Here is a 25,393-nt window from a genome sequence, read left to right on the forward strand (position 1 = left end):
TGTGCAACCTGATCGCGTGAGCGCAGGCTGTTGCCCAATCCTGCGGCGACGCGCCGGAAATTTAGCTTACCGATCGCTATGGGCAAACACGAATTGTCCGAAATTGAATGGTTCGAACGGAGATCGATCGAGACGGCGACAAGCAGCATTGCGCTGCAGTCACCGGTGCCGAACGGCGGGTCTCGTCTAGATCCTTAACCGTCTCGATCCGAGGCATCCGGCTTGCACCCCGGACGCCCGGAATTCGCTTCGACGACCCTCAGAAGGAAGACGCCTGATCCGCACGCGCGGCCTCGCGATACGCATCGACCGCGCTGCCGATGGTTGGATGAAAGCGCTCGGCGGGAAAGACCGACGTCAACTCGAAGCGTCTGAGCTTGTCGCGCACGGGGTCTTTCATCTCGGCGAAATGCAGGTCGATGCCGCGTTCTCTCAACGCGCGATTCAACTCGCGCAGCATGTCGGCGGACGTCACGTCGACGCTCGTCACGGGCTCGGCGGTGACGACGACGCGCTTCACGGGCGTCGGCGCGTGATCCACCGCCTCGATCACGCGCTGCTGAAACAACTCCGCATTCGCAAAGAAGAGCGGCGCATCCCAGCGAAACAGCAGCAGTCCGGGAATCTGTTCCGCGTTCGGGTAGCGCTTCAGGTCGTGATAGCCGCGCAATCCTTCCACCCGGCCGAGCACCGCGAAGTGCGGGCGCCAGCCGTCCCACAGGAACTCGATCACCGCGATCGCCACGGCGATGCAGATGCCCGGTATCGCGCCGAACACGGCGACGCCGACGAAGCAGCAGATGGAAAGCCAGAACTCCCACTGCTGGATGCGATAAATGCGTTTGAGATCGCCGAACTCGAAGAGGCCGATCGCCGCCGCGATCACGACGGCCGCGAGCGCACTGTTGGGCAGATGCCGCAGCAAATTCGGCGCCGCGAGCAGGACGGCCGCGACGGCGAGCGCGCCGACGATGCCCGTCACTTGCGTGCGCGCGCCCGCTGCTTCGGCGACCGGCGTGCGCGACGAACTGCTGCTGATCGGAAAGCCCTGGAATAGCCCGGTCGCGAGATTGGCAACGCCCAGCCCGATCATTTCCTGATTCGGATCGACGCGCATGTTGGCGCGCGCCGCGAAGGTGCGCGACAGCACGCTGGTGTCCGCAAACGCGATCAGCGCCACGGCGCAGCCGCCCAGCACGATGCGGAAGAAATCGGCGCCGCTCGCCCACGGCAGCGAAAACGCGGGCAATCCCTGCGGAATCGTGCCGAGCACCTTCACGCCTTCGCGGTCGAGATGCAACACCGTGACGCACACGGTCGCCAGCACGACGGCGACCAGAATGCCCGGCACCTTGTCGAAGCGCTTGAGCAGCAGAATGAGCACGAGACTGCCCGCGCCCACGGCGAAGCTCGTCCAGTTGGCTTGCCCGGCGGCGATGGCTTCGGAGAGTGTCAGCAGATCGCGCAGCGGCCCCTGATCGTCGATGGAAATGGCGAAGAGCTTCGGCAACTGGCTGATCAGCACCGTCAGCGCGATGCCGTTCATGTAACCGTAGCGAATCGGCTTGGACAGCAACTCGGTGACGAAGCCGAGCTTCAGCAAGCCGAAGACGATGCACACGACGCCCGAGACGACCGCCATCATGCCCGCGACGGCGATGGCGCGTGACGGATCGCCCGCGCTGCCGATCACGACGACCGCGAGGACGGGCGCGGCGAGCGCCGAATCGGGGCCGAGCACGAGAATCCGGCTCGGACCGAAGATCGCGTAGGCGAGCAGCGGAACGATCGTCGCGTAGAGGCCGCACACGCCGGGCACGCCCGACGCCTCCGCGTACGCGATGCCGACGGGCACGAGCATCGTCGTCAACACGAGACCGGCGACGATGTCGTTCTTCAGCCACGCTGCGCGATAGTCCCTCAACATCGCGACGACCGGCAGATGGCGCGTCCAGCGCCGCACTGCGTCGGGGGCGCCCCGCCGCGACCGGACCGTGTGATCAGTTGGCATGGATCGGCATCGTGAAGCGTTCAATGAAGAAAGCGCGTGAGCACGACGACATACGCCGCCGTGACCGCGAGCTGGCACACCGTGAGCGGAAGGCCATAGCGCAGGAACCGGCCGAAGCTGATCGGCGCGCCTTCCTGCGTGCAGATGCCCGCAGCCACGACATTCGCCGCCGAACCGACGAGCGTCGCGTTACCCCCGAGCGTCGCGCCGTACATCATGGCGATGAAAACGGGAATGACAGGCGCGGGCCACTGCGTGAACTGGTCCGACATGGCTGACTCCGGAACGAACTCGGCCGTGACGAGATAGCCCTTGACCATCAGGATGGACGCGGCCGCGACCGGCACATTGGCGAGCAGCGAGGAAAGCAGGCCGATGCCGCAGATCATCGCGAGCGCGACGAGCGTGAGGCGCGTGCCGAACACCTCGTACAGCTTGAGCGACATCACCTGCAGCAGCCCCGTCTTCGCCATGCCCTGCACGAGACAGAAGATGCAGGTGAGAAAGAGCAGCGTCTTCCAGTCGACATCGCGCAGCACGCGATCGGTGGGCTCGACCTTGAACGCATACGCGACGAGCAGCGCGAGCGCGCTCGCGATCACCGCGACGACGGGCGGCACGATGCGCGTGGGCAGTTCCTCGCCGAACACGAAGAGCACCATCATGAGCGCGAGCACCGCGACCGCCAGCGCGGCGTAGACCGGCCGCTTCAGTTTCGCCCGCGCGACGCGGGGCGGCAGGGGCGCGACGGTTCGCCAGATCCCGCGCATCAGCACGGGCAGCAACGGAATGACCACGGCGATCGCAAGCACGCCGCCGAGGCTCGCGCGCCGCAGATACTCGATCGAACTGCCGACGAGGAAGGTCGCCGGATCGCCGACGAGCGTCAGCAGACCGGCGGCATTGCTGAGGAGGGCGGTCAGGATCATCGGCGGCACGATGTCGATGTCGAGCGCGCGGGCAACGCGAATGATGATCGGAGCGAGGAGGATCACCGTCGTCGCATTGGGAAGCAGCGCGCACAGCGGCGCGACGATCACGATCAGCAGGAGCAGAAAGCGCTTGCCGCTACCGCCCGTGGCCCTGAGATAGTAGTCGCCGACGAGATCGAACAGGCCCGTGGTCGCCAGGATTCGCGCGACGATCATGCCGCCGAACAGCAGGCTTATCGGTCCCGCCGCGGTTCGGGCGGTCGCAAGCAGATCCTGCTCGCCGATGATGCCGAGCGCGATCAGCACACTCGTGCCGACGAGCGCGGCGACGGCCATGTCGATCAGATCGAAGGCGATCACGAGTATGACCACCGAAAACACGCCGACGACGAGGTAGATTTGCCAGTCGCTCATGATGGGCTCGCGCAGGCGTCATTGCATCGGCGGCGCGTACATCAGGCCGCCGCGCCGGAAAATTTCGTTCGGACCGCGCTCGAGTTTGATCGGGCTTCCGGTGCCGAGATTGCGGTCGAACATTTCTCCGTAGTTGCCAGCGCTCTTCAGCGCGCGAAGCGTCCAGCCAGGTGCGATGCCCAGCGTTGCGGTCACGCTCGCGTCCGGAACGAGCGCGCGCGCGACGAGCGGATCGCGGACGCGCTCGGCCTGGTTCTGACGCGTCACGCCGAGTTCTTCCGCGGCGATCAGCGTGAAGAGCACCCAGCGCACGATGACGAGCCACGCCTCATCGTCGCGGCGCACGGCCGGCGCGTGCGGCTGCTTCGAGATTCGTTCCGACAGGATCGTCAACGCCGACGCACCGCCGGGCGCGCGGCTGCGCAGCGTGGCCAGCAAGGAGACGTCGGCCGTCACGGCGCGACAACGCCCGGCGGTGAAGGCCTGCTCGAGTTCCGCCGCAGAGCCGACTACCAGCGGCTTCAGATCGAGCGCGTTCGCATTCGAGTAGATGACGAGATTGGTTTCGCTGGTCGTCTCGCGCTGAACGCAGATGGTCGCCCCTTTGAGCGATGCGAGCGTGCGAATGCCGCTCGCCGTCGGCACCATGAAGGCCTGCGCGTCGTAAAACAGCACGCCCGCGAATTGAACGCCGAGCGTGCCTTCGCGCAGCAGGGTCCATGTCGTGTTGCGCGCGAGCACATCGATGCGGCCTGTTCGGAGTGCCGGAAAGCGGGCGGACGTCCTGAGCGGGACGAAGGCGACCTTGTTCGCATCGCCGAGCGTCGCGGCGGCCACCGCCCGGCAGAAATCCGCGTCGATGCCGGACCAGTGCCCGGACGCATCCTGTTGAGAAAAGCCTGCGATGCCGTCGCTGACGCCGCATCGCAGTACGCCTCGCGCCTCGACCTGCGCGAGCGTGACCGATCCCGCCGCGAAGGCGGGGACCGACGATGTCAGCAGCGCGAGCAGCGCGGCGCCTACGATCGCGATGAATGTCACCGCAGAGTTGCGCATCGTCTTCTCGATATGAAGACTCCCGTTCACGGCGTCTTGTCACGTGGTTCGTGCTCGTAGCGGCAGAGCGTCTGCTGTTTCCTGTCTCTGCCCGGTCCGACGGGACACGTGTCAGATTAGGTTGTAGACGAAAACTGGTCCAGTTCAAGCGGTTGTTTCCCCGTATTCGAGGCAATGGCATGAAGCGCGTCGCGTCGATCTTCGCTGCTGTAGTGCGAAAGCGCACGGAAGGACCGGCTCGTCTGCCAGATACTGTGCCCTCCCCAAAGGCCGGGAGGTTTCGATGCGCGCTTACGTCTCGCTGCCGGTTCTTGCACTTCTGATTCCTCTCGCCGGGTGCAACACGCCACCCATTCCGCCGGGAAAGTCGGTGGATATCCCGACGGCGCTCCAGAATGTCCTGGACGGAGTGTGCAACTTCAAGAAGGCTCAAGCCGAACGCAAACAGGATTACGGTGTTGCGATCGACTCGATCACCGTCGAACTCGACCTGACTGTCGACGGAGCGCAAAGCCCGCCCGTCGCCGTCGCGCCCGATATCAAGTTCATCCCGACAGTCAGTTACGGGCACATCATCACGGCGAATACGGGAAGCAGGCTGCTCGTTTCGCTGAAGAACGTGGATGTATCCAAAGGGGCCGGCGTGACGTGTCCGCCGTCCGCGCCAGCGAAGCAGGAGAAGACGACGGTTCAGTGAGGCGAGGGGAAAGTCTGCGCGGTCGCTTTCAACGGGCGCGTTGGCGGCGGCCGTATGGATAACATCGGTCGCGCCAGCCATCGGCATCGCGAAGCAGACGACAGCGCTCAGGTTGCGGAAACGTCACGCTCGCGTGGCGATCGAAGCCGCCGCATGCGGCGAACACATGCGTGATCAGTCTTATCGACGCACCACATCATTCGTTCCGGCCGAGAACAGCCAGGGACTCTGCTGAAGGTTCGCGCGCTCGCCTTCTGATACGGATACTGTTGCCGCTGGTGCGATTTCCTCCGAGGGGGGCGGCGTTACCGCCGCACGGACGAGGACGCCAGCCGATGTGAGGAAAATTGCGGCCAACAACAGGATTCCCATGGCGTTTGCCTTGCAGGTCTGGCAGTTGTGAGACGCGGAGCCGTACTGTCAAGTTACACTCACGCACCGGTGTCCGATTGACACACGTCAACCGTTCGCAGACGCGTGCGACGGATTTTCATGTCAATCGCCGGTTCGCATCTCGACTTCGCCATCGATCGTTTCGACGTGGAGCTTCGTGAGACACAAGCCCTTCGCGCCGACGACACAGCCCGACCTGAGATCGAAGCGCAGTCCGTGCGCGGGGCACTGCAGTATGTGACCGTCGAGACGGCCGTTCGCGAGCGATGCGCCATTGTGCGGGCATGAATTGTCGATGGCGTGAATGACGCCTTCGACATTGAAAAGCACGACGCTACGCCCTTCGACGAACCGGAGCACGCGTGAGCCCGGCTCCGGCGCGTTGCCGCCGGCGATCGATATCGATGTGTTTCGCGTCATTTGTGTGGTGCCTAGGTGAACGTGTCTGCATCCTGGTGCAGCGACGCTTCGTGCAACCCTCTCCGTGAGAGAGGGCTGCGCGCATGCCGACGAATCGGGCGTCGCTGAAACGATACTCAATGCCACGCGCTCAAATCATGGCAGGGCGTATGCGCATCCATCCAGTCGTACGGGTCGTGCTGTTTTCCCCACGACCACGTCTGCACGGCCGGTACGCGGCTTTTTGCAACCTGCAATGGCACAGCCTTCGCCTCCAGATGAATAGCAGAGGCTACGCAAGCGGCTTCTGCAAAGGCTCATCGTTCGCCGCTTCCCCACGCAGCGTGTCGATGCGGCTCAGGTCACGCGCATATCTCGATCTGCCGATCGCGAAGGCGATCATCGCCGCGACGCTTACGAGCGGAATCAGCTGCAGGGCGCCCAGCAGACCGATACGGTCGGCGATCGCGCCGGTGACGAGCGGACCGGGCGCGAGGCCGATCAGGTTGTTGGCTAGCGTCAGCGTCGCGAATGCGGATGCATGGATCGCCGCCGGAGTCAGGTTCGCGACCATCGCGCCCGCCGGTCCCGATGTGCCCGCCACGATGAGAATCCCCGCGCCGAGCAGGACGAGTTGCAGCGGGCCGGCATCGAGCCTGAAGCCGATGGAGAGAAACACGAGCGAGAACAGACAATAGGCGAGCGCGGTGATCCACTTGCGCGACGGCGCGTTTCTGCAGATGCGGTCCGTGAGCACGCCGCACGCGACCATGCCGACGCCGCCCAGCAGCACGAAGACGGCTGCGCCCGCGGCTGCCTTGTCGGCGGGCATCGCATAGTAGCGATTCAGGAAGCTGGGCATCCACGCGATCACGGCGCCCATGATGAAGAGTTGCAAGCCGCTGCCGATATACGCGCAGACCACCGAGACCGTCGAGAACAGACCTGCCAGCAGCGTGCGCAGGCTCGTGCGCACACCGTCCGCGCGCCGTTTCGCAGCCGGGACATCGGGAAACCGTGCGGCGATGCGTTTGTCCGACACCACCAGCCGGTAGGCGATCACGAGCAAGAGGCCGAAGGCTGCCATCGCTCCGAAAGACGCTCGCCATCCGAAGTGCACGGCGACGAATCCGCCCAGCGCCATGCCGAGCACCGAGCCGAACGCGCCGCCGGCCATGAACGCGCCAGTGAGCGTGGAGCGCAGATGCGACGGAAAAATACTGAGGATGAGCGCGATACCCACGCTGCCGTAGGCAGCTTCGCCGAGTCCGACGCAGGCGCGGGCGATCAGCATTTCGCCATAGTTCGTGGCGACGGCGCAGCCGAGCGTCGCGACGCTCCAGAGCGCCGCCATCAGAACGAGGCTGCGCACGCGGCCCCAGCGGTCCGCGAGAACGGAGAGCGGGAAGGTCAGAAGACCCACCATCAGCGCGACGACGCCGCTCAGCGAGCCCAGCTGCGTGTCGGAGAGGCCCCACGCTTGTTTCAGCAGAGGGAATACCGCGTTGAGGACCTGTCGGGACATGTAGTCCGACAACAGAAGTCCGAACGTGAGCGCGAATACGATCCATGCGTATTTGCGCGATACGGCGCGGGTGGCGTCGATGTTGCGCGCGCCCGGCTCGATGCAGTCGATTTCCAAGATTGTCTCCTCCAATGTACGCCGTGGGCATCGTCATGCGCATGCGTGCGCGGCGTGCCTTTGTTCGTTGTGACCGGGAAGACGTACTTCCCGGCCTGCGCCGTGGCGTTTCAGTGTAAGTGTGAAGGCGCGGCGGCCAGCGCCGCGCCCGCGCGCCGTATGTCAGGCCGCGCGCAGCGGCATGTTGACCTGGCCCGGCTTGCGGTTCGGCGCCATGCCGTTCGCGGCAAGCGTCTCGTCGGCGGTCTCGTACTGCACGCCGATACGGTAGATCTCGCGCGCTTCCTTGCCGCTCGCGATCTCGCGTCCCAGTTCGCGCGCCACGCGCACGCACTGCTCGATCTGCTGCACCGACGTGAAGCGGTTGCCGTGCTGATCGATGATCGTGTCCTCGATGCCGCAGCGCGGATGCAGGCCCATCGACATCGCCATCATGTTGAACGGCAGGACGTTCTTCAGCAACGACTCGGCCGTGAGCGTGCAGCCGTCCGGCGCACGATGGACGAAGTTGAAGAAGTTGAACGGGTTCGGGCCGTCGAAGCCGCCGCCGATGCCGATCCACGTCAGATTCAGCGGCCCCTTGTAGACGCCCTTGCGCACGAGGCGTTCGAGCGTTTCCAGCGCGTGGATGCCGGTGAGCTGGAAGTGCGGCTGGATGTTCGCGGCCTGCAGGCGGCGCAGATGCTCCTCGACCCATGCCGGGCCGGCGGGAACGGTCATTTCGCTGTAGGCGGCCATGAACGCGGGATTCGACAGCGAGGTGCCTTCCAGATACTCCGGATACAGCAGCTCCATGATGTTCATCTGCGTCGTGTTGATCGCGACGGTCACCTGGTCGGGCTTGGGATCGAGCTCGGCGAGCATGTGGCGCGTATCGTCGGACAGCCACTTGGCGGCCTGACCGTCGTCTTCCGGCGCGAACGAGATGGAGCCGCCGACCTGAATGATCATGTCCGGCACGGCGGCGCGCACGCCCGCGATCAGCTCGTTGAACTTCGACAGGCGCTTGGAGCCCTTGCCGTCCAGCTCGCGCACGTGCAGATGCAGGACGGTGGCGCCGGCGTTATAGCAGTCGACGGCTTTCTGGACCTGTTCGTCCATCGTCACCGGAATGTCTTCCGGGAAGTCGGCGGGCATCCATTCGGGGCCGTAGGGCGCGACCGTGATGACGACCTTGTCCTGGTTTTCGGGGTGAAGCGAATCGTCGAGGAATTGCATGTTTTGCTCCAGCTTGAAATTGAATTCGATTAGAGGTGTGCGCCGCGCGGTATCAATACGGCACGTCGCCGATGATTCCGGCACGTTCCATCTTTCGATGGCAAGGCGGGTAGTCCATGACCGCGTAATGCTGCGTGCTGCGGTTGTCCCAGATCGCGACGCTGTTCTTCTTCCAGCGCCAGCGAACCTGGTATTCGGGGATGTATGCCTGGCTGATCAGGTAGCTCAGCAACTGACCCGCGCCGGGATTGGCGTCCTGCCCGAAGCGCACGCGCGCCGGCGTGTGATAGTTCGTGAAGTGCGTGGTGAAGGCGTTCACGAACAGCGTTTTCTCCTGCGTATCGGGATGCGTACGCACGACGGGATGCTCCGCGTCCGGGAACTGGGCTTTCAGGGCGAGCCGCTTTTCGATCGGCATGGCGGCCCCGAAGCTGGCTTCGATGCTGTGGCGCGCCCGCAAATCGGCGATTTGCGCCTTGACGTGCTCGGGCAGGTTCTCATAGGCGAGGACCATGTTGGCCCAGATCGTGTCGCCGCCGACTGGAGGCGTCTCGACGCAACGCAGCACGCAGCCGAACGGCGGCGCGGCACGCCATGTGGCGTCCGTGTGCCAGGCGTTTTCGTAGCGATCGTTGGGCTGGTCGGGGTTCTTGTAGATTCGCACCAGACCCGGATGCTCCGGATCGCTGCCGGCGACGGGGTGATCTTCCAGTTCGCCGAAGCGGCGTGCGAACGCGACGTGCTCGGCACGGGTAATGTCCTGATCCCGCAGGAACAGCACGCGATGCTTGAGCAGCGTCGCGCGGATTTCCGCGAACAGGCCGTCGTCGTGCACCGCATCGGCGATGCTGACGCCGCTCAGTTCCGCCCCGATGGCGCAGGTGATTTGGTCGACGCGCATAGTTTTCTCCTTACACGACGAAAATGGATGAACCGGTGGTCTTGCGCGACTCGAGATCGCGATGCGCCTGGGCCGCATCCTGCAACGCATAGCGCTGGTTGATCTCGATGCGGATGCGCCCGCTCGCCACGTGGTCGAAAAGCTCGCCTGCGAGCGCGCTTTTCTCGGCCGGATCGGCGATGTAGTCGGCGAGCGCCGGGCGCGTCAGATAGAGCGAGCCTTTCATCGCGAGCAATTGCGGATTGAACGGAGGAATCGGACCCGACGCGGTGCCGACGCAGACCATGAGCCCCCGGCGGCGCAGCGAGTCGAGCGACGATTCGAATGTGCTCTTCCCGACGCTGTCGAACACGACATTCACGCCGACGCCGTCCGTCAGTTCACGCACGCGTTTCGCGACATCCTCATGGCTGTAGTTGATGACGTGCTCACAACCGTGCGCGCGGGCGATCTGCGCCTTTTCGTCGCTCGACACCGTGCCGATGACCGTAATCCCCAGGAGACGCGCCCACTGCGACACGATCAGGCCGACACCGCCGGCCGCGGCATGCAGCAGGATCGAATCGCCCGGTTTGAACGCGTGGATGCGGCGCATCAGGTACGACGCGGTCAGGCCGCGCATGGTCATCGCGGCGGCCGTCGCGCATTCGATTCCGTCCGGCAAGCGGATGAGGGCCGCCGCGGGCACGAGGCGTTCGGTGCTGTAGGCGCCGAGCGTGTTGATGAAACCGGTGTAGGTCACGCGGTCGCCCACGCGCACCTGATCGACGCCCGCTCCGACGGCCTCCACCACGCCCGCCGCTTCCACGCCCATGCCGGCGGGCAGGGGGACCGGATACAGGCCGCTGCGGAAGTACGTATCGGCGAAGTTCAGGCCGACGGCCTCGTGACGCAGCCTGACCTGGCCGGGGCCGGGCGTTTCGACCGGGACTTCTTCCCATCGCAGGACTTCGGGGCCGCCCGTTTCGTGAAAGCGGATCGCATGTGCCATTTGTTTCTCCATTCATGCACGCGAGCTAACCGGCTCGCAGTGGATAAAGAGCCGATGCACGGCGCTTTACGCAAATTCGGTGGGTGTGTGAACTGATACGCATCGTAGTGCAGGGTGATTTTCTGCAACCCTCTCGCGTAGGGAGGGGTCGCCCCCCAAAGCGCTACGGAGCCTTCTGAAGCGCTTTTCACGCTCTATTCGATAGGCGGCCCGCGCCTCGTCGAATAGAGCGACGCGCTGCCAGGTTTGTCGAACGCCGTGGCCCCTCCCACCGCGAGAGGGGCTTGAATCGCGTTCGTTTCGTATTCTTGCTGCAATCCTTCACACACTGTCCCGATGCCGTCGGGTTGGCCCGCAACGCTGCATCGGCAGCCAGTCGAACGATGCGTCTGTGAAGGGGCCCCTTAACCGATTGCCCGGCCCTGGCCCACATTCTTCCGCCCATCGGCACGTGCAAGCGAAAAAAATATGGATACCTTATGAAGCGATGTGCAACCAGTGCGGCCGTGCTGCTGGCTTTTTCCGGCGCCGCAAACGCGCAAGGCTCGATGACGCTGTACGGCGTGGTCGATTCCGGGCTGCTTTACCAAAGCACGGCGGCGGCATCGTTCGCCCCGAATGCCCCCAATCTCGGCAAGGTGTATCGGTTCAAGGACGGCGGCATCTATTCGAGCGGCTGGGGCCTCAAGGGCACCGAGGACATCGGCGGCGGCTATCGCGTCAACTACAAGCTGCAGAGTTCATTCGACAGCGGCACGGGCAGATTCGGCCTGAGCGACACACCGGGCGTGACCGCCCAGTTCAACCAGTACGCGACGCTCGGCGTATCCGGGCCTTTCGGCAAGCTCGACGCGGGCCGCCAGATCGTCCCGATGATCTGGGCGATGTACGACACGGACGTGCGTGGCGCGCAGTACTTCGGCAGCATCCTGACCGCGTGGCTCGGCATGAACCAGGCCGCGGGCTGGCCCGGCACGAGCACGAATGGCGCGATCGGCGCGCTGTACGACAGCAACGCGCTCGTCTACGAATCGCCGAAGTTCTATGGCGCGTCCCTCGCGCTGGAGTACGCGCCTGGCGGTGTGCCCGGGCATTTCCAGGGCGGCACGCGCGAGTCGGCCGTGCTCAAGTATTCGAACTACGGACTGAACCTCGCCATGGCGTATTACAACGGGCATGACGCCAACCCGTTTCCCGCCACGTATCCCGCCACCCCGGCGATTCCGGCGACAGGGCAAGCGAACAACCGATTTTTCTACGCTGGCGCCCAATACACGTTTTACGGTTTCTCGGTGTCCGGCTCATACGGCCATGGCAAGAATCCGGCAAACAGCAGCCGTGCCGATATCGATATGTATTCAGCTGGTCTCGGCTATCGATTCACCCCCGCTTTCAAAGTGACGTCCGGTTTCTATTACCTGAAGGACAACAACAACTCGACGAATCATTCGAGCGAGTTTGCGGTGGGCGCGGAATACAACTTGTCCAAGCGCACGCTCGCTTATGCGCAGGTCGGTCATGTCGACAACCACGGAACGATGAATCAGACGATCGTATATGGACAGCCTGTCGCGCCCGGCGAATCGACCACGGCAGCGATGATCGGCGTTCGCCATAACTTCTGACTCGCGGCCGAACATCCCTTGAACAATAAATGGAACAGTCCATGAAGAGCATCAAGTCACTCCGTTCAGGTTGTGCAGCGTTGGTCGTCCTCGCGTCCATCGCAGGCATCTTTCACGCCGGCGACAGCGTCGCGGCGGCGAGCGCGCCTGCGGTTGCGTCGAGCGCGAGCGCGCCTGTCGCCACGCGCAAGGACAATCGCGCGCTGCGCAAGCTCGTCTACGCGGAATTCGCGAAAGACAAAAGCATCGACGCCGGCGATATCGGCGTCGGCGTGAAGAGCGGCGCCGTGACGCTGACCGGCACGGTCAGCGACGCCGCGCAGAGCGAGAAGGTCGCCGCGCTGACGAAGGGTGTTCCCGGCGTCGTATCGGTGACGAACAAATTGACCATCAGACGGAATTTCGCGCAGTAGTCCATGCAGCGTGCAGAGCAGGGCGGTGCCGTTGCGCGCCGCCTGGCATCAAGGAAACTCAAGTGAATCACGACATGTTCGAACCTTCTCAGTCGGCGTATGCGTACCCGCTGCTCATCAAGCATCTCCTGCACACACCGCTCGCCCACGCGCCGGATCAGGAGATCGTGTATCGCGGCGAGACACGCCTGACTTACCGCGCGATGCAGGAGCGCATCGCGCGCCTCGCCAACGGGCTTGGCCGGCACGGCGCGGTCATGGGCAGCACCGTCGCGGTGATGGACTGGGACAGCCATCGCTACCTCGAATGCTACTTCGCCATTCCGATGATGGGCGCCGTGCTGCAGACGGTCAACGTGCGGCTCTCGCCGGCGGAGATCGCCTACACGATCAATCATGCGGGCGCGCAGATCCTGCTCGTCCATTCGGACTTCCTGCCCGTCGTCGAATCGATCAGGGATCAGCTCGAATCGGTGCGCACCTTCATTCTGATCGACGACGAAGTTAGCGCAGCCAGCGCGCACGCGATCCCGTTCGCGGACGAGTACGAAAACATGCTCGCCAGAAGCGAGCCGGCATACGACTTCCCGGACTTCGACGAGAACACGCGTGCCACCACGTTCTATACGACGGGCACGACGGGCTTGCCCAAGGGCGTCTACTTCTCGCACCGCCAGCTCGTGCTGCACACGATCACAGGCATGGCGGCGCTCGCGAGCCCGGTTTCGGGACAGCGCTTTCATCGCGGCGACGTGTACATGCCGATCACGCCGATGTTCCACGTCCACGCGTGGGGCATGCCCTACATCGCCACCGTGCTGGGCGTGAAGCAGGTCTATCCCGGCCGCTATGTGCCGGAGCGGCTCGTCGGGCTGGTGCGCGACGAGGGCGTCACGTTCTCGCATTGCGTCGGCACCATCCTGCACATGCTGCTCAATTGCGAAGAGGCGAAGACCGTCGATCTGAGCAGATGGAAAGTGGTCATCGGCGGGGGCGCACTGCCTCACGGCCTTGCGCGCGCCGCGCTCGATCGCGGCATCGATGTCTTCGCGGGCTATGGCATGTCCGAGAGCTGCCCTTTGATGAGCCTCGCGCAGTTGCAGCCCGGCAGCGAGACGCTCGGCCTCGACGAGCAGGTGCCGCTGCGCTGCAAGACGGGTCTGCCGCTGCCGCTCGTCGACCTGCGCATCGTGAACGAGGAAGGGATCGACGTCGCGCACGACGGGCGCGCGAGCGGCGAGGTCGTCGTGCGCGCGCCGTGGCTCACGCAAGGCTATCTGAAGGATGCCGCCGCGTCGGCCCAGCTTTGGGAGGGCGGCTATCTGCATACGCAGGACATCGCGAACATCGATCCGAACGGATATCTGCAGATCACCGACCGCATCAAGGACGTGATCAAGTCCGGCGGAGAGTGGGTGTCATCGCTCGAAATCGAGAGCCTGATCTCGCTGCATCCGGGCGTCTCCGAAGTGGCCGTGATCGGCGTGAAGGACGAGAAGTGGGGCGAGCGGCCCGTGGCGCTGGTGGTCCCCAAGCCGGAGTTCACGCCGGCTGTGACGGAGGCGGAGATCAGGAATCACGTGCTGACGTTCAGCGAAACAGGGCGGATTTCGAAGTACGCCGTGCCGCAAGTCGTGCGGATCGTCGAATGCCTCGAAAAGACGAGCGTCGGCAAATTGAACAAGAAGCGGCTGCGCGAAGCGTTCGCGTGATCGTTCGAAGGAAAGAAAAAGCATGAGCATGACCGGATACAACATGGCGACGATCGAAAACTTCGTCGGCCGGGAGCTTGGCGTGTCGGAGTGGGTCGTCGTCGACCAGGCACGCATCGAAGCATTCGCACACTGCACCGGCGACACGCAGTGGATTCACATGAACGAGGAGCGCGCGAAACGCGAGGGCCCGTTCGGCGGCACGATTGCGCACGGCTATCTGACGCTTTCGCTGCTGGCGACGCTCGCGATCGAAGTGGGCCTCATCCCGGCGGACGCCTCGGCTGCGCTGAATTACGGGCTGGACAAAGTGCGCTTCATGACACCGGTACGGTCCGGCAGCCGCGTCAGAAGCCGCGTCGTGCTGATCGGAGTCGAAAGGAAGGGCGGCGGGCGCATCGTCGTCAAGGCGGACAACGAGTTGCAGGTGGAAGGCGAGGACAAGCCCGCGCTGATCGCGCAGACGCTCGCGATGATCGTGGCGTGAAGCGTGACAAGAAAGAGAGTACGGAGACGGACATGGCAGCAAACATGAGCAGCGACGACAACGACATCACGGCTCGCGCAACCGACGGCATGCTCGGGCCCAACCCGTTCGTCGGGCTGCGCGCCACGGATATGTTCGAAGCCGCCGGGCAGATCTGCACGCAGGCGATGCTTCATCCCGCACTGCTGCTGGAGCAGACCGCGGCGCTCGCGCGCGATCTGACGTCGGCGGCGAGCGGCAACGGCACCCCCTCGCCACCGCCGGGCGACAAACGCTTCGCCGATCCGGCATGGCGCGAGCAGTCGCTCTACCGCACGACGCTCCAGGGTTATCTGGCCTGGCGCAATGCGCTTGCGGGATTCGTCGAGCGTTCGGCGCTGGACGACCGGAGCAAGGAGCGCGCGCAGTTCGTCGCGTCGCTCGTGACGGACGCGCTTGCGCCGACCAACACGCTGCCGGGCAATCCCGCGGCGCTTCGCAAGTTCGTGGAGTCGGGCGGCGCGAGCGTCGTCGCCGGCCTGAAGAACATGCTGGCCGATACGCTCGGCAACAACGGCATGCCGTCCCAGGTCGACAAGCGCGCGTTTCAGGTCGGCAAGAATCTCGCCACTTCCGCCGGCGCCGTCGTGTTTCGCAACGAAGTACTCGAACTCATCCAATACACGCCGGCGACGCCGAACGTCCATGCGCGCGCGCAACTGATCGTGCCGCCGCAGATCAACAAGTTCTACATCTTCGATCTGTCGGCGAACAAGAGCATCGTCGAGTATCTGGTGAAGAGCGAGTTTCAGGTATTCGCCGTGAGCTGGCGTAATCCGGCCGGGAAACATCGCGACTGGGACATGAACACATATGTCGCCGCGCTCATCGAGGCCATCGAGGCGGTGCGCGACATCACCGGCAACCCGGACGTGAACCTGCACGGCGCATGTTCCGGCGCGATGACGATCTCGGCGCTGCTCGGCCATCTGGCGAGCCGCGGCGACAAGACGGTGCATGCGGCCACGCTGATGGTGGCCGTGCTCGACAGTAGCTCGCCGTCGCAACTCGGGCTCTTCACCACGCCCGAGACCGTCGAAATCGCCAAGCAGAACAGCAAGGCGAAGGGCGTGCTGGCCGGCGAGGACATGGGTCGCGTGTTCGCATGGATGCGGCCCAACGATCTGGTATGGAATTTCTGGATCAACAACTATCTGCTCGGCGAGGCGCCGCCCGCCTTCGACGTTCTCTACTGGAACAACGACGCGACGCGTCTGCCGGCAAAGCTGCACGGCCAACTGCTCGACATCTTCACGCGCAATATGCTGAGCACGCCGGGGGCGCTGGACGTCCTCGGCACGCCGATCGACTTGTCAGCGGTCACGTGCGACACCTACGTCATGGCGGGCATGACCGATCACATCACGCCGTGGAAAGGCGTCTACAACACGGCGCGCGCGTTCGGCGGCAACACGCGCTATGTGCTGAGTTCGAGCGGCCATATCCAGAGCCTGATCAATCCGCCGGGCAATGCGAAGGCAAGGTTCTTCCGTAATGCCGAACTGCCGGAGGACGCCGACGCATGGCTTGCCGGTGCCCAGCCCGAGACGGGTTCGTGGTGGAACGACTGGCGCGAGTGGCTCGCAGAGCGCTCGGGCGAATTGCGCGCGGCGCCCAAAACACTTGGCAACAAGCGGCATAAACGCCTTGCCGATGCGCCGGGAACGTATGTCATCGAGGCTTGATACACGGGGCTTCAATCGATGTGAATCACGGTCTCGTCAGACGCAAAGTTGTGATCGCAGAAAGGCGGATCGAAAAAAGTGCCGCGCGTTGGCGCGGCCTTACGCCGACATTCACATGGACAAGAACGATGAAAAGTGTGCGCACAATGGATATACAGACCGTCGCGCTCGACGGTCAACTGCTTCGCGTCGGCATCTGGCGGGGCAGTAACGCCTCGCCGCCGCTCCTCATCTTCAATGGCATCGGCGCCAATCTGGAACTGGTCCAGCCATTCGCCGACGCGCTCGGCGACGTGGAAGTCGTGATCTTCGATGTTCCCGGTGTGGGCGGATCGTCCACGCCGCTCGCGCCGTATCGCTTCTCCACGCTGGCCGTGCTGGCCGACAAGCTGCTCGCGAAGCTCGGCTATGCCGGACCGGTCGATGTCCTCGGCGTGTCCTGGGGCGGTGCGCTCGCGCAGCAGTTCGCGTATCTGTATCCGTACCGTTGCCGGCGGCTCGTGCTTGCCGCCACATCGCCGGGCGTCATCATGGTGCCGGGGAGGCTCTCGGTGCTTTCCAAGCTGATCGGCGCGCGCCGTTACCGGGACCCGGATTATCTGCGCGAGATCGGCGCGGAGATCTACGGCGGCGCGTACCGGCGCGACCCCGAACTCTTGGCCGAACATGGGCGTCACATCCAGGCGCCGGGCGGGCGCGGCTACGTGTATCAGTTACTGGCCACATGCGGATGGAGCAGCCTGCTCTGGCTCGGTTCGCTGCGCCAGCCGACACTCGTCATGCACGGTGACGACGATCCCATCGTTCCTCTCGTCAACGCGAAGATTCTTGCGCGCTGCATCCGTCGGGCGAGGCTGCATGTTATCGAGGACGGTCATCTGTTTCTCATCACGCGAACGAGCGAAGTCGGCCCTCTGGTGCGTGACTTTCTCATGCAGCAGTAGGAACGATTTGAAGCCTGCGAAAATCCACAAGCCGAAGGGCTGCCCATGAAACGTGTCAGTACGATTCCGGCGTCGATGGAGCGCAACTCCAACGGCGCCGCACCTGCTTTGTCGATCGACGTCTTTTTCGATTTCGTTTGCCCGTGGTGCCTGATCGGCAGCCGCCAACTGAAGGCCGCGATGAGCCGGTTCGCCGATTTGCGCGCCGACGTCAAGGTCGGCGTGAGATGGCGTTCATGCGAGCTTTTGCCCGAGACGCCTGCGGGCGGCGTCGATTACCAGGCGTTCTATCTTGCGCGCCTCGGCAGCGCGGAGAATGTCGCCGCCCGGCGGCGGCAGGTCAGGGAGGCGGGCAAGTCGGCAGGTATCGACTTCCGCTTCGAGCGCATCGGCGTGTTGCCGAATACCGCGGTCGCACATGCTCTTGTTGCTTTCGCGGGGGACGCGGGCACCGGGGCGTTGCAGGCGGATCTGATCGAAAGCCTGTTCACCGCCTATTTCATGGAGGGCGAGGATATCGGCGACCTGGCCGTGCTGGAGGAGCGCGCAGTCGAATGCGGCATGGAGCGTGGTAGCGTGCGCGAGCATCTGGCAGGCTGGTACGGCCGGTTCCATCGGGCGATGGACCGGCGATCGCAGAAGCCGTCTCACCCGATCGGCGGTGTGCCGTTGTTTGTGTTCGACGAGTCGTTTGCGGTGTCCGGCGCGGCATCGGCCGAAACGCTGCTCGACGCAATGCTTCGTTCGGTTCGGGATCGAAGGCAGTCGGCCTGACGCATCGGGAGGCCGCGTTCGGTCCGGGCCCGCATGCGATCCGCATGTTCATATAGCCCGGTTGGCGGTAGCTTCGGGCGTTGACCCGCGCGATGTTCTGCGTCGGGGGACCGCGCCCGGATCGTCACGATGTAGCCGCTCGTTCAGAACTGGTCCTCGTCGAGCGCGAACACGCCTTGATCGCTCTTCGTGCTGACGATCGACGCTTCGAGCGCAACGGCCTGCGGCAGCAGATGGTCGGCGAAGAAATGCGCCGTCGCGATCTTTGCGCCGTAAAACGCGGGATCGTCGGCGTGTTTCGAATGCGCCACGAGCAGTGCGCGCGCCATCTGCCAGCCCGACAGCACGATACCTGCGAGCTTCAGATACGACACGCCGCCGGCGAACACCGCTCTAGGGTCGTCTTTCGCGCTACGCAGGATGAACTCGATGGTGCTCGCAAGTGCAGCGCGTCCGGCCGCGAGGCGCCGTTGCATCGCATCGAATGCCGCGCCGTCATGCCGTCCGAGCGCGGCAAGCGTCTCGTCGACCTGAGCGAGGATCATGCGGGCCGTCGCGCCGCCGTCGCGAATCGTCTTGCGGCCGATCAGGTCATTCGCCTGGATCGCGGTCGTGCCTTCGTAGATCGTCAGGATGCGCGCATCGCGGTAATGCTGCGCCGCGCCCGTCTCCTCGATGAAACCCATGCCTCCGTGCACCTGCACGCCGAGGCTCGTGACGTCGATCGACATCTCCGTGCTCCATCCCTTCACGACGGGCACGAGGTATTCGTAGATGGCGGAATGCCGCGCGCGCGTTTCGGCGTCGATCGCGTGATGTGCGATGTCCGAGTGCGCCGCCGCGACATAGGCAAGCGCGCGGGCGCCTTCGGTCAGTGCGCGCATCGTCGCGAGCATGCGGCGCACATCCGGATGATGGATGATGGCGACGGCATGTTTCGCGGAACCGTCGACGGGACGGCTCTGCACGCGATCCTTCGCATAGGCGGCCGCCTGCTGGCAGGCGCGATCGGAGACCGCGATACCCTGCACGCCGACCGCGAATCGCGCGGCGTTCATCATGATGAACATGTATTCGACGCCGCGATTTTCCTCACCGATCAGATAGCCTGCTGCGCCGCCATGATCGCCGTATTGCAGCACGGCAGTCGGGCTCGCCTTGATGCCGAGCTTGTGTTCGATCGATACGCAATGCACGTCGTTGCGCTCGCCGAGCGAGCCGTCCGCATTCACCATGAACTTCGGCACGAGGAAGAGCGAGATGCCCTTGACGCCCTCGGGCGCGCCCGGCGTGCGCGCGAGCACGAGATGGACGATGTTGTCCGCCATGTCATGCTCGCCGTATGTGATGAAGATCTTCGTGCCGAAGACCTTGTATGTGCCGTCGCCCTGCGGTTCGGCGCGTGCGCGCACCATTGCGAGGTCGGAGCCCGCCTGCGGCTCGGTGAGGTTCATGGTGCCAGTCCATTCCCCCGAAATGAGCTTGGGCAGATAACGCTGTTTCAGCTCGTCGGAACCTGCGGTGAGCAGCGCTTCGATCGCGCCGTCGGTCAGGAGAGGGCAGAGCGCAAACGACATGTTCGCGGCGTTCAGCATCTCGATGCAGGGCGTGGCGATAAGTTTTGGCAGCCCTTGTCCGCCGAACTCCGTCGGATGCATGACGCTTTGCCAGCCGCCTTCGCCGTACTGGCGGAATGCTTCCTTGAAGCCGGGCGTCGTCGTGACCTGGCCGTCATGCCAGGTGCTCGGGTATTTGTCGCCCTCGGCGTTGAGCGGAGCCAGAACCTCGCCGTTGAACTTCGCGGCTTCGTCGAGCACGGCCTGTGCGGTTTCGAGCGTGGCGTCTTCGAAACCGGGCAGCGTGGAAATGCGCGTTATGTCGGCGAGTTCATCCATCACGAACAACATGTCTTTCAGCGGCGCGGTGTAGCTCAATTTGTCTCTCCGAATGAATATGTCCGAGCGCTACGGTAGCGTTGAAGTATTTGTCGAATGCGGGTGCCGTATCGCAAGACGACTGGAGGTCGCGGCCGATGTGAGACCCCTGAGCCGTTATGGCCGGGATGTACTTCTGGCGGACGTTCCGGGGGACGCGACGTCGGCGTGGCCGACGATGACGAGGCTCGATGTCACGAGGCTTCTCGCATTCGACACGCATCGAACCCGATCATAGAGCGACGTGGTTACGACACGCACCTCTCGCGGCGGGAGGGGATGACCTGGAGAGTACGTCGGGAGGAAGATGATGCGGCGCCGGTCCATGCCCGGCATCCGTACTTGGCTTGCACGCCGATATGTGTATCTGGCCGTGACGGCGAGACGTTCGCTGCGGGCCGTCATGGCGTTGCGCTAGGCGCGGACCGGCGCTTGCCGGCCCGGTTTCAGACGTTCGGGTCCGAAATTCACCCGATGCTCAGCCCACGCATGTCAGTGAACGCGGACTCCTCGCAGAGTCCGCGTGCGCCCTGGACTGAGCGACAGGTTCAACCCTGATTGGCCCAGAGATCGTCGACCGCGCGGATCGCCAGCAGGTAGCCGTTCGCGCCCGCTCCGCATATCACAGCGGTGGCCGCCACGGATATCGTCGAGTGACGGTACTCTTCGGTGCGCCGGTGGATGTTCGTGATGTGGACTTCCACCACCGGCCGGCCGATCAGCTTGACCGCGTCGAGCACCGGAATCCGCCCGAACGAAAAACCGGCCGGGTTGATGATCAACGCAGCGTCCTGCGTGAACGCTTCCTGAATCCAGTCGATCAGGTCGCTTTCGCTGTTGGTCTGGCGAAAGACGCAGTCAAACTTGAGCGCGTCGGCCAACGCAAGGCAGTTCCGTTCGATGTCCTTGAGAGTGGTACTGCCGTAAAGCTGAGGCTCCCGTACGCCGAGCATGTTCAGGTTGGAGCCGTTGAGGATATAGAGCTTGCGAGTCATGGTTTCAGTGTGTAGCGCAGCGTTCGAGGGCGGTGCCTTTGGTTTCCCGGGACGCCGCGATCATGAGGAAAGAGAGCAGGTTCAACGAGCCGCAGACCGCGACGATCGCCCACGGCGATCCGTGAAAGGCATTGAGCAGCGCCACGGCGACGATAGGCATCGGCCCGCCAGTGAGCAGGTTGGCTCCCGAGTACGACAGTGCGGAGCCCGTATAGCGCGCTTCGGTCGGAAAGGATTCGGCGAACCACACCGGCTGGATGCCGCTCTGGAACTGTGTGAAGCCCAGAAAGGCACCCATCACGGCCGCCGTCATGGCGATCGAATTGTGGTTGAGGATCGGAAAGTAGATGAGGCAGCACACCAGCGTGCAGAACGAGCCGATCAGGAGCGCACGCTTGCGTCCGATCCGGTCGCTCAGATAGCCGCCCGCGAGCGCGCCGACGATGGCGCAGACATTGGCGATCATCAACAGCATGAAGCCGGTCTGCTTCGGTACGCCGAGATTCTTCGTCAGGTAACTCAGCGAGAACACGACGATCAGATAAAACAGCGCAGCCGGGCCGCAGAAGAACAGCGTCAGGCGCAGCGCCGTGCGCCAATGGAATTTGAGAACGATGCCGAGCGGATTGGCAGCGCGCGGGCGTTGTCCACTCTTCCTGAGCGCTTCGAAGGCGGGCGTCTCGCTGACCTTCATGCGGATATAGATGCCCAGCAACACGAGCACGAAGCTCGCGAGGAACGGGATTCTCCATCCGAACGATTCGAAGTCCTCGAGCGAAAGCAGGCCTGACAGCGTGAACAAGGAGAGATTGGCGAGGATCTGGCTGAGCGGCGAGCAGATGCCCAGCAGGCCGGAATACAGCCCGCGCCGTTCGGCAGACGCATGTTCGACTGCCATCAGTTGCGCACCCGTCGATTCCCCGCCGAGCGCGAAACCCTGAACGATGCGCAACGAGACGAGCAATGTCGGCGCAAGGATGCCGACTTGCTGGTAAGTGGGCAGCAGCCCCATCAGAAACGACGACGCGCCCATCACCGAGACCGTGAGCAGCATCAGGTTGCGGCGTCCCCAGCGGTCGCCGAGCACGCCGCAGATCACCGCGCCGAGCGGGCGCGCGGCCAGCCCGGCCCAGAAGCTCGCCAACGACGCGAGCAGCGAAGCCGTCGGGTCGAGCGACGGAAAAAACAGCTTCGGAAAAATCGTGGCTGCGACCACGCCATACAACGCGAAGTCGAACCATTCCAGCGCCGTACCGACGGTCGCGCCCGCCACCGCGCGACGCGCCATCATTTGAGTCTGTGCGGTTCGTTCGCTCGCCGCGATGTCTGAGTCAGCAAGAACTGACATTTCGTCTCCCCCCATTTTCGATATGTGAAGCGTTCGTTTCTGTCACGAACAAGTGTTATTGTTTGCGCTATAGAAGGGGGGCGTTCCGCACCGGAACTACATTTCATATCATGAGAGCACGCGGAAATGTCGCTTAAGAACGGCTTGCGAATTCTCGATTTCCTTGCGTCGCAAGGCGAAGGGGCCGGGCTCCTTGCCATTGCGGATGCCCTGGGCCTGCCGCGCAGCACGTGCCACCGCCTGCTTGTGGATCTCGTCGAATGCGGATACGTCAGGCAGCTCGTCGAGCACGGCCGCTACATCCTGACGATGCGCATGACCTCGAACGGACTGGAATTCCTGAGCCTGACCGGCATCGCCGATATCGCCCAGCCGATCATCGAGCGCGTCGCTGCGCGGACCGGCGAACTGGCGCGACTGTCGCTCGTCGACGGCGAAGCGATCATCTGGGTGGGGAAGGCGGATGGCCAGCGCACCGGCTTTCGCTACGATCCGGACATGGGGCAGGCGGCGCGTCTATCGTGCACGTCGACCGGCCACGCATGGCTCATGACGATGACCGACGAACAGGCGGCAGCGCTGGTGTTGAAGCAGGGCTTTGGACAGCCGAACGAGTTCGGGCCCAGTGCGCCGACGACGCTAAAGGCACTGCTCGGTTTCCTGCACGCTGCGCGCGTGCGCGGCTACGCGATGATCGACGAGGTGTTTGCCCCGCGCATGTCAGCGGTGGCGGCGCCCGTGGTCAGCGGCACACGCTGCGTCGGCGTCATCAGCCTGGCCGGTCCGCGTGTGCGGCTCACGGTCGAGAAGATCCACGAATATTCGGTGCTCTTGCGCGAGGCGGCTAACGAACTGGCCCAATTGAGCAACCTGGCCGGGTTCCCCGGTCGGCCGCCGCTCGGCAAGGGATGAGCCTGAACCAAAGCATCGACCTTCGGCCCGCTGCGAAAGGCGTGGCCGTCCTTGTTCGAGACGGGAAGTAGGGCTGGCGCTCCGCCGGACGCGAAGCAGAAGCAAGGAATCGGATGTGCGCGCGCAAGCCTCGATGGCTTGCACACGCGTGGCCGGATCGTTCGGGCTCGACAGGAAGACCGCTTGCGCTTCGCCGTATCGACTTGTGGGCGACGGAGTCACCCGAAACGGTCTACTTGCGCAGCGGCCTCAATCCCGCCCGGACTTCCTCGGCGAACAAGTCCGGCTGTTCCCACGCGGCGAAGTGTCCACCCTTGTCGAGCCGGTTGTACCAGATGAGGTTGTGATAGGCGCGTTCCGTCCAGCTCCGCGGCGCCTGATAGTTCTCGCGGGGAAAGACGCTCACGGCAGCGGGCACCGACACATCCGCCGCGGCAGTGAAGTTGATGTGCGACTCCCAATAGAACCGCGCAGCGGAGATTCCTGTGTTGGTCAGCCAGTAGAGCGTGATGTCGTCGAGGACGTCATCGCGCGTCATCGCTCCGGACGATTCACCGTTGATCGCGCGCCCATAGACGGCGGACGTCAGCGCCGCCGCCGGCTGTGTGTACCCGTCGCCGTGATCGAGCAGCCATCCCGCGAGGCCAATGGGCGAATCCGACAATCCATAAAGCGTTTGCGGACGTGTACCTTGTTCGAGCGCGTAGGCGCGCCGCTTCTTGGCGCCGCTGCTCAACTGTTCGTACGCGTGACGCTCGTCATCCGAGAGGCCGGCGGGCGCGGGATCGCCTGCGGCGAGCGCCTTGACGATGTCCGCGGGCACCGTCGCCGGAAAATTCACATGGATGCCGAGCAACTCGGGCGGCGCCTGTTTGCCCATCACGTTCGCGACGACACCGCCCAGATCGCCACCCTGCGCCGCGAACTTGTCGTATCCCAGCCGTCTCATGAGCGTCACCCAGGCGCGCGCGGTCCGTTCGGGGCCCCAGCCGGTTTGCGTCGGCTTGCCCGAGAATCCATAGCCGGGCAAAGAAGGAATGACGAGATGAAAGGCATCCGATGCACTCGCGCCGTGAGCCACAGGGTTGGTCAACGGATCGATGATCTTGAACTGCTCGATGACCGAACCGGGCCAGCCGTGCGTGACGATCAGCGGCATGGCGTTCTCATGCTTCGAGCGAACGTGGATGAAGTGAATGTCCAGTCCATCGATCTCGGTCACGAAGTTGGGGTACGCGTTGATTCGCGCCTCGCACCTGCGCCAGTCGTAATCCGTCGACCAGTGACGCGCGAGTTCCTGCATCAATGCGAGCGGCACGCCTTGCGAGTCGTCGGAGACCGTCTCGCGTTCCGGCCAGCGTGCCGACCGGATGCGTCGGCGCAAATCGGTGAGATGCGCTTCGGGCACGTGCACGCGAAGTGGGCGAATCGCTTCCTTGTCGTCGGTCGCTGAACTTCCGAGTGAAGTGATTGATGAAGTGGTCGAGGCAAAAGCGAGCTGACTCAGCGATGCGGCAGCAACGCCGGCGGCCGCGGCTTCCACGAAACGACGGCGCGCGGGTGACTGGGGGAGGCTTGTGTTATCCGACATGAGAACTCCGGGAGAAAGATAGGGGCTGCGCCTTCAGCGGCAAAAGTGACTTCGCGTGTGTCGCGAGCGCCCGCACCGGGTATCCGTTCGCAAGCAGCAGGGCTGTGAGACTTCAGCCGATGCTGCGCCGCGGCGCCTGCAGCACCCGTTACGGGAGGACGGTCGTGCCCTCTTCCCGGCGACGCTCAAGGGCGCGCGCGATGAGCGTATTGAAGCCTGCGAACGTATCCCGCACGTGTCGAAAACGAGGCGTTGTGTATGCGTCCTTATCCGTCTGCGC

Annotated in this window: 21 protein-coding genes; 9 read left to right on the forward strand and 12 right to left on the reverse strand. The window is 64.0% G+C overall.

All coding sequences use genetic code 11. The features are described 5' to 3' along the window. Positions 1–259 precede the first annotated feature (259 nt). From NCR38_RS32200 to NCR38_RS32210, 3 genes are read right to left on the reverse strand one after another with little or no spacing between them, the layout of a single operon-like run. The gene (locus tag NCR38_RS32200) at positions 260–2,011 is read right to left on the reverse strand and encodes a SulP family inorganic anion transporter (protein WP_250478357.1); all 1,752 of its coding nucleotides are present in this window, start codon (positions 2,009–2,011) and stop codon (positions 260–262) included. Positions 2,012–2,031: 20 nt separating this feature from the next. Next, a complete protein-coding gene (locus tag NCR38_RS32205; protein ID WP_250478358.1) occupies positions 2,032–3,357 on the reverse strand; it encodes an SLC13 family permease in 1,326 nt (441 codons plus the stop codon). Positions 3,358–3,375: 18 nt separating this feature from the next. Next, on the reverse strand, positions 3,376–4,413 hold the full coding sequence (locus NCR38_RS32210) for an amino acid ABC transporter substrate-binding protein (RefSeq protein WP_061118466.1): 1,038 nt from the start codon (positions 4,411–4,413) through the stop codon (positions 3,376–3,378). 283 nt (positions 4,414–4,696) lie between these two features. Between NCR38_RS32210 and NCR38_RS32215 the strand changes: the two genes are divergently transcribed. Then, positions 4,697–5,110 (forward strand): hypothetical protein, encoded by a 414-nt coding sequence (locus NCR38_RS32215; RefSeq protein WP_250478359.1) that lies wholly within the window; start codon positions 4,697–4,699, stop codon positions 5,108–5,110. Between the two features lie 495 nt (positions 5,111–5,605). Here the strand turns inward: NCR38_RS32215 and NCR38_RS32220 are convergent, their stop codons facing one another. The 5 genes from NCR38_RS32220 to NCR38_RS32240 form a co-directional block, all read right to left on the reverse strand. Next, entirely contained in the window at positions 5,606–5,923 is a 318-nt protein-coding gene (locus NCR38_RS32220; protein WP_250478360.1) for a Rieske (2Fe-2S) protein, read from the reverse strand. A 271-nt stretch (positions 5,924–6,194) separates the two neighbouring features. Next, positions 6,195–7,544 carry an MFS transporter gene (locus NCR38_RS32225; RefSeq protein ID WP_284502487.1) on the reverse strand — a complete coding sequence of 450 codons (1,350 nt, stop codon included), beginning with the start codon at positions 7,542–7,544 and terminating at the stop codon, positions 6,195–6,197. A 162-nt stretch (positions 7,545–7,706) separates the two neighbouring features. Continuing rightward, positions 7,707–8,762 (reverse strand): 3-keto-5-aminohexanoate cleavage protein, encoded by a 1,056-nt coding sequence (locus NCR38_RS32230; RefSeq protein WP_061118470.1) that lies wholly within the window; start codon positions 8,760–8,762, stop codon positions 7,707–7,709. A 52-nt stretch (positions 8,763–8,814) separates the two neighbouring features. Continuing rightward, entirely contained in the window at positions 8,815–9,663 is an 849-nt protein-coding gene (locus tag NCR38_RS32235) for a TauD/TfdA family dioxygenase (protein ID WP_061118471.1), read from the reverse strand. A 10-nt stretch (positions 9,664–9,673) separates the two neighbouring features. Further along, positions 9,674–10,654, reverse strand: coding sequence for a quinone oxidoreductase (locus NCR38_RS32240; RefSeq protein ID WP_250478361.1), 981 nt, complete (start codon positions 10,652–10,654; stop codon positions 9,674–9,676). Between the two features lie 479 nt (positions 10,655–11,133). Between NCR38_RS32240 and NCR38_RS32245 the strand changes: the two genes are divergently transcribed. The 7 genes from NCR38_RS32245 to NCR38_RS32275 all read left to right on the forward strand — a co-directional run bounded on the left by NCR38_RS32245 (position 11,134) and on the right by NCR38_RS32275 (position 18,333). Next, a complete protein-coding gene (locus tag NCR38_RS32245) occupies positions 11,134–12,279 on the forward strand; it encodes a porin (RefSeq protein ID WP_061118472.1) in 1,146 nt (381 codons plus the stop codon). A gap of 41 nt (positions 12,280–12,320) precedes the next feature. Beyond that, positions 12,321–12,692 (forward strand): BON domain-containing protein, encoded by a 372-nt coding sequence (locus tag NCR38_RS32250; RefSeq protein WP_250478362.1) that lies wholly within the window; start codon positions 12,321–12,323, stop codon positions 12,690–12,692. A gap of 74 nt (positions 12,693–12,766) precedes the next feature. Further along, a complete protein-coding gene (locus NCR38_RS32255; RefSeq protein ID WP_250478363.1) occupies positions 12,767–14,404 on the forward strand; it encodes a fatty acid--CoA ligase in 1,638 nt (545 codons plus the stop codon). A gap of 22 nt (positions 14,405–14,426) precedes the next feature. After that, a complete protein-coding gene (locus tag NCR38_RS32260) occupies positions 14,427–14,891 on the forward strand; it encodes a MaoC family dehydratase (RefSeq protein WP_250478364.1) in 465 nt (154 codons plus the stop codon). 32 nt (positions 14,892–14,923) lie between these two features. Continuing rightward, the gene (locus NCR38_RS32265) at positions 14,924–16,615 is read left to right on the forward strand and encodes an alpha/beta fold hydrolase (RefSeq protein ID WP_250478365.1); all 1,692 of its coding nucleotides are present in this window, start codon (positions 14,924–14,926) and stop codon (positions 16,613–16,615) included. A gap of 146 nt (positions 16,616–16,761) precedes the next feature. Continuing rightward, entirely contained in the window at positions 16,762–17,559 is a 798-nt protein-coding gene (gene phaZ, locus NCR38_RS32270) for a poly(3-hydroxyalkanoate) depolymerase (protein ID WP_409241451.1), read from the forward strand. A gap of 75 nt (positions 17,560–17,634) precedes the next feature. Continuing rightward, positions 17,635–18,333 (forward strand): DsbA family oxidoreductase, encoded by a 699-nt coding sequence (locus tag NCR38_RS32275; RefSeq protein ID WP_250478367.1) that lies wholly within the window; start codon positions 17,635–17,637, stop codon positions 18,331–18,333. 143 nt (positions 18,334–18,476) lie between these two features. Here NCR38_RS32275 and NCR38_RS32280 read toward each other — a convergent pair whose 3' ends face one another. The 3 genes from NCR38_RS32280 to NCR38_RS32290 all read right to left on the reverse strand — a co-directional run bounded on the left by NCR38_RS32280 (position 18,477) and on the right by NCR38_RS32290 (position 22,550). Continuing rightward, positions 18,477–20,267, reverse strand: a complete 1,791-nt coding sequence (locus NCR38_RS32280; protein ID WP_250478368.1) for an acyl-CoA dehydrogenase — start codon at positions 20,265–20,267, stop codon at positions 18,477–18,479. Positions 20,268–20,815: 548 nt separating this feature from the next. After that, positions 20,816–21,262, reverse strand: a complete 447-nt coding sequence (locus tag NCR38_RS32285; protein WP_061118477.1) for a type II 3-dehydroquinate dehydratase — start codon at positions 21,260–21,262, stop codon at positions 20,816–20,818. A 4-nt stretch (positions 21,263–21,266) separates the two neighbouring features. Then, positions 21,267–22,550: an MFS transporter gene (locus tag NCR38_RS32290; RefSeq protein ID WP_061118561.1), complete on the reverse strand. Its 1,284-nt coding sequence runs from the start codon at positions 22,548–22,550 to the stop codon at positions 21,267–21,269. Positions 22,551–22,736: 186 nt separating this feature from the next. Between NCR38_RS32290 and NCR38_RS32295 the strand changes: the two genes are divergently transcribed. Then, complete coding sequence (locus NCR38_RS32295) at positions 22,737–23,522, forward strand: IclR family transcriptional regulator (RefSeq protein ID WP_061118478.1); 786 nt, start codon at positions 22,737–22,739, stop codon at positions 23,520–23,522. A gap of 232 nt (positions 23,523–23,754) precedes the next feature. Here the strand turns inward: NCR38_RS32295 and NCR38_RS32300 are convergent, their stop codons facing one another. Further along, complete coding sequence (locus NCR38_RS32300; RefSeq protein WP_250478369.1) at positions 23,755–25,113, reverse strand: epoxide hydrolase family protein; 1,359 nt, start codon at positions 25,111–25,113, stop codon at positions 23,755–23,757. Positions 25,114–25,393 lie beyond the last annotated feature (280 nt).

The sequence above is a fragment of the Caballeronia sp. INML1 genome (genome assembly GCF_023631085.1).
Classification (GTDB): domain Bacteria; phylum Pseudomonadota; class Gammaproteobacteria; order Burkholderiales; family Burkholderiaceae; genus Caballeronia; species Caballeronia turbans.

Bases quoted from the DNA above. Each gene is read 5' to 3' on its own strand.
- NCR38_RS32200 (WP_250478357.1), bottom strand. From the start codon at position 2,011: ATGCCAACTGATCACACGGTCCGGTCGCGGCGGGGCGCCCCCGACGCA.
- NCR38_RS32205 (WP_250478358.1), bottom strand. From the start codon at position 3,357: ATGAGCGACTGGCAAATCTACCTCGTCGTCGGCGTGTTTTCGGTGGTC.
- NCR38_RS32210 (WP_061118466.1), bottom strand. From the start codon at position 4,413: ATGCGCAACTCTGCGGTGACATTCATCGCGATCGTAGGCGCCGCGCTG.
- NCR38_RS32215 (WP_250478359.1), top strand. From the start codon at position 4,697: ATGCGCGCTTACGTCTCGCTGCCGGTTCTTGCACTTCTGATTCCTCTC.
- NCR38_RS32220 (WP_250478360.1), bottom strand. From the start codon at position 5,923: ATGACGCGAAACACATCGATATCGATCGCCGGCGGCAACGCGCCGGAG.
- NCR38_RS32230 (WP_061118470.1), bottom strand. From the start codon at position 8,762: ATGCAATTCCTCGACGATTCGCTTCACCCCGAAAACCAGGACAAGGTC.
- NCR38_RS32235 (WP_061118471.1), bottom strand. From the start codon at position 9,663: ATGCGCGTCGACCAAATCACCTGCGCCATCGGGGCGGAACTGAGCGGC.
- NCR38_RS32240 (WP_250478361.1), bottom strand. From the start codon at position 10,654: ATGGCACATGCGATCCGCTTTCACGAAACGGGCGGCCCCGAAGTCCTG.
- NCR38_RS32245 (WP_061118472.1), top strand. From the start codon at position 11,134: ATGAAGCGATGTGCAACCAGTGCGGCCGTGCTGCTGGCTTTTTCCGGC.
- NCR38_RS32250 (WP_250478362.1), top strand. From the start codon at position 12,321: ATGAAGAGCATCAAGTCACTCCGTTCAGGTTGTGCAGCGTTGGTCGTC.
- NCR38_RS32255 (WP_250478363.1), top strand. From the start codon at position 12,767: ATGTTCGAACCTTCTCAGTCGGCGTATGCGTACCCGCTGCTCATCAAG.
- NCR38_RS32260 (WP_250478364.1), top strand. From the start codon at position 14,427: ATGAGCATGACCGGATACAACATGGCGACGATCGAAAACTTCGTCGGC.
- NCR38_RS32265 (WP_250478365.1), top strand. From the start codon at position 14,924: ATGGCAGCAAACATGAGCAGCGACGACAACGACATCACGGCTCGCGCA.
- phaZ (WP_409241451.1), top strand. From the start codon at position 16,762: ATGGATATACAGACCGTCGCGCTCGACGGTCAACTGCTTCGCGTCGGC.
- NCR38_RS32275 (WP_250478367.1), top strand. From the start codon at position 17,635: ATGGAGCGCAACTCCAACGGCGCCGCACCTGCTTTGTCGATCGACGTC.
- NCR38_RS32285 (WP_061118477.1), bottom strand. From the start codon at position 21,262: ATGACTCGCAAGCTCTATATCCTCAACGGCTCCAACCTGAACATGCTC.
- NCR38_RS32290 (WP_061118561.1), bottom strand. From the start codon at position 22,550: ATGGCGCGTCGCGCGGTGGCGGGCGCGACCGTCGGTACGGCGCTGGAA.
- NCR38_RS32295 (WP_061118478.1), top strand. From the start codon at position 22,737: ATGTCGCTTAAGAACGGCTTGCGAATTCTCGATTTCCTTGCGTCGCAA.
- NCR38_RS32300 (WP_250478369.1), bottom strand. From the start codon at position 25,113: ATGTCGGATAACACAAGCCTCCCCCAGTCACCCGCGCGCCGTCGTTTC.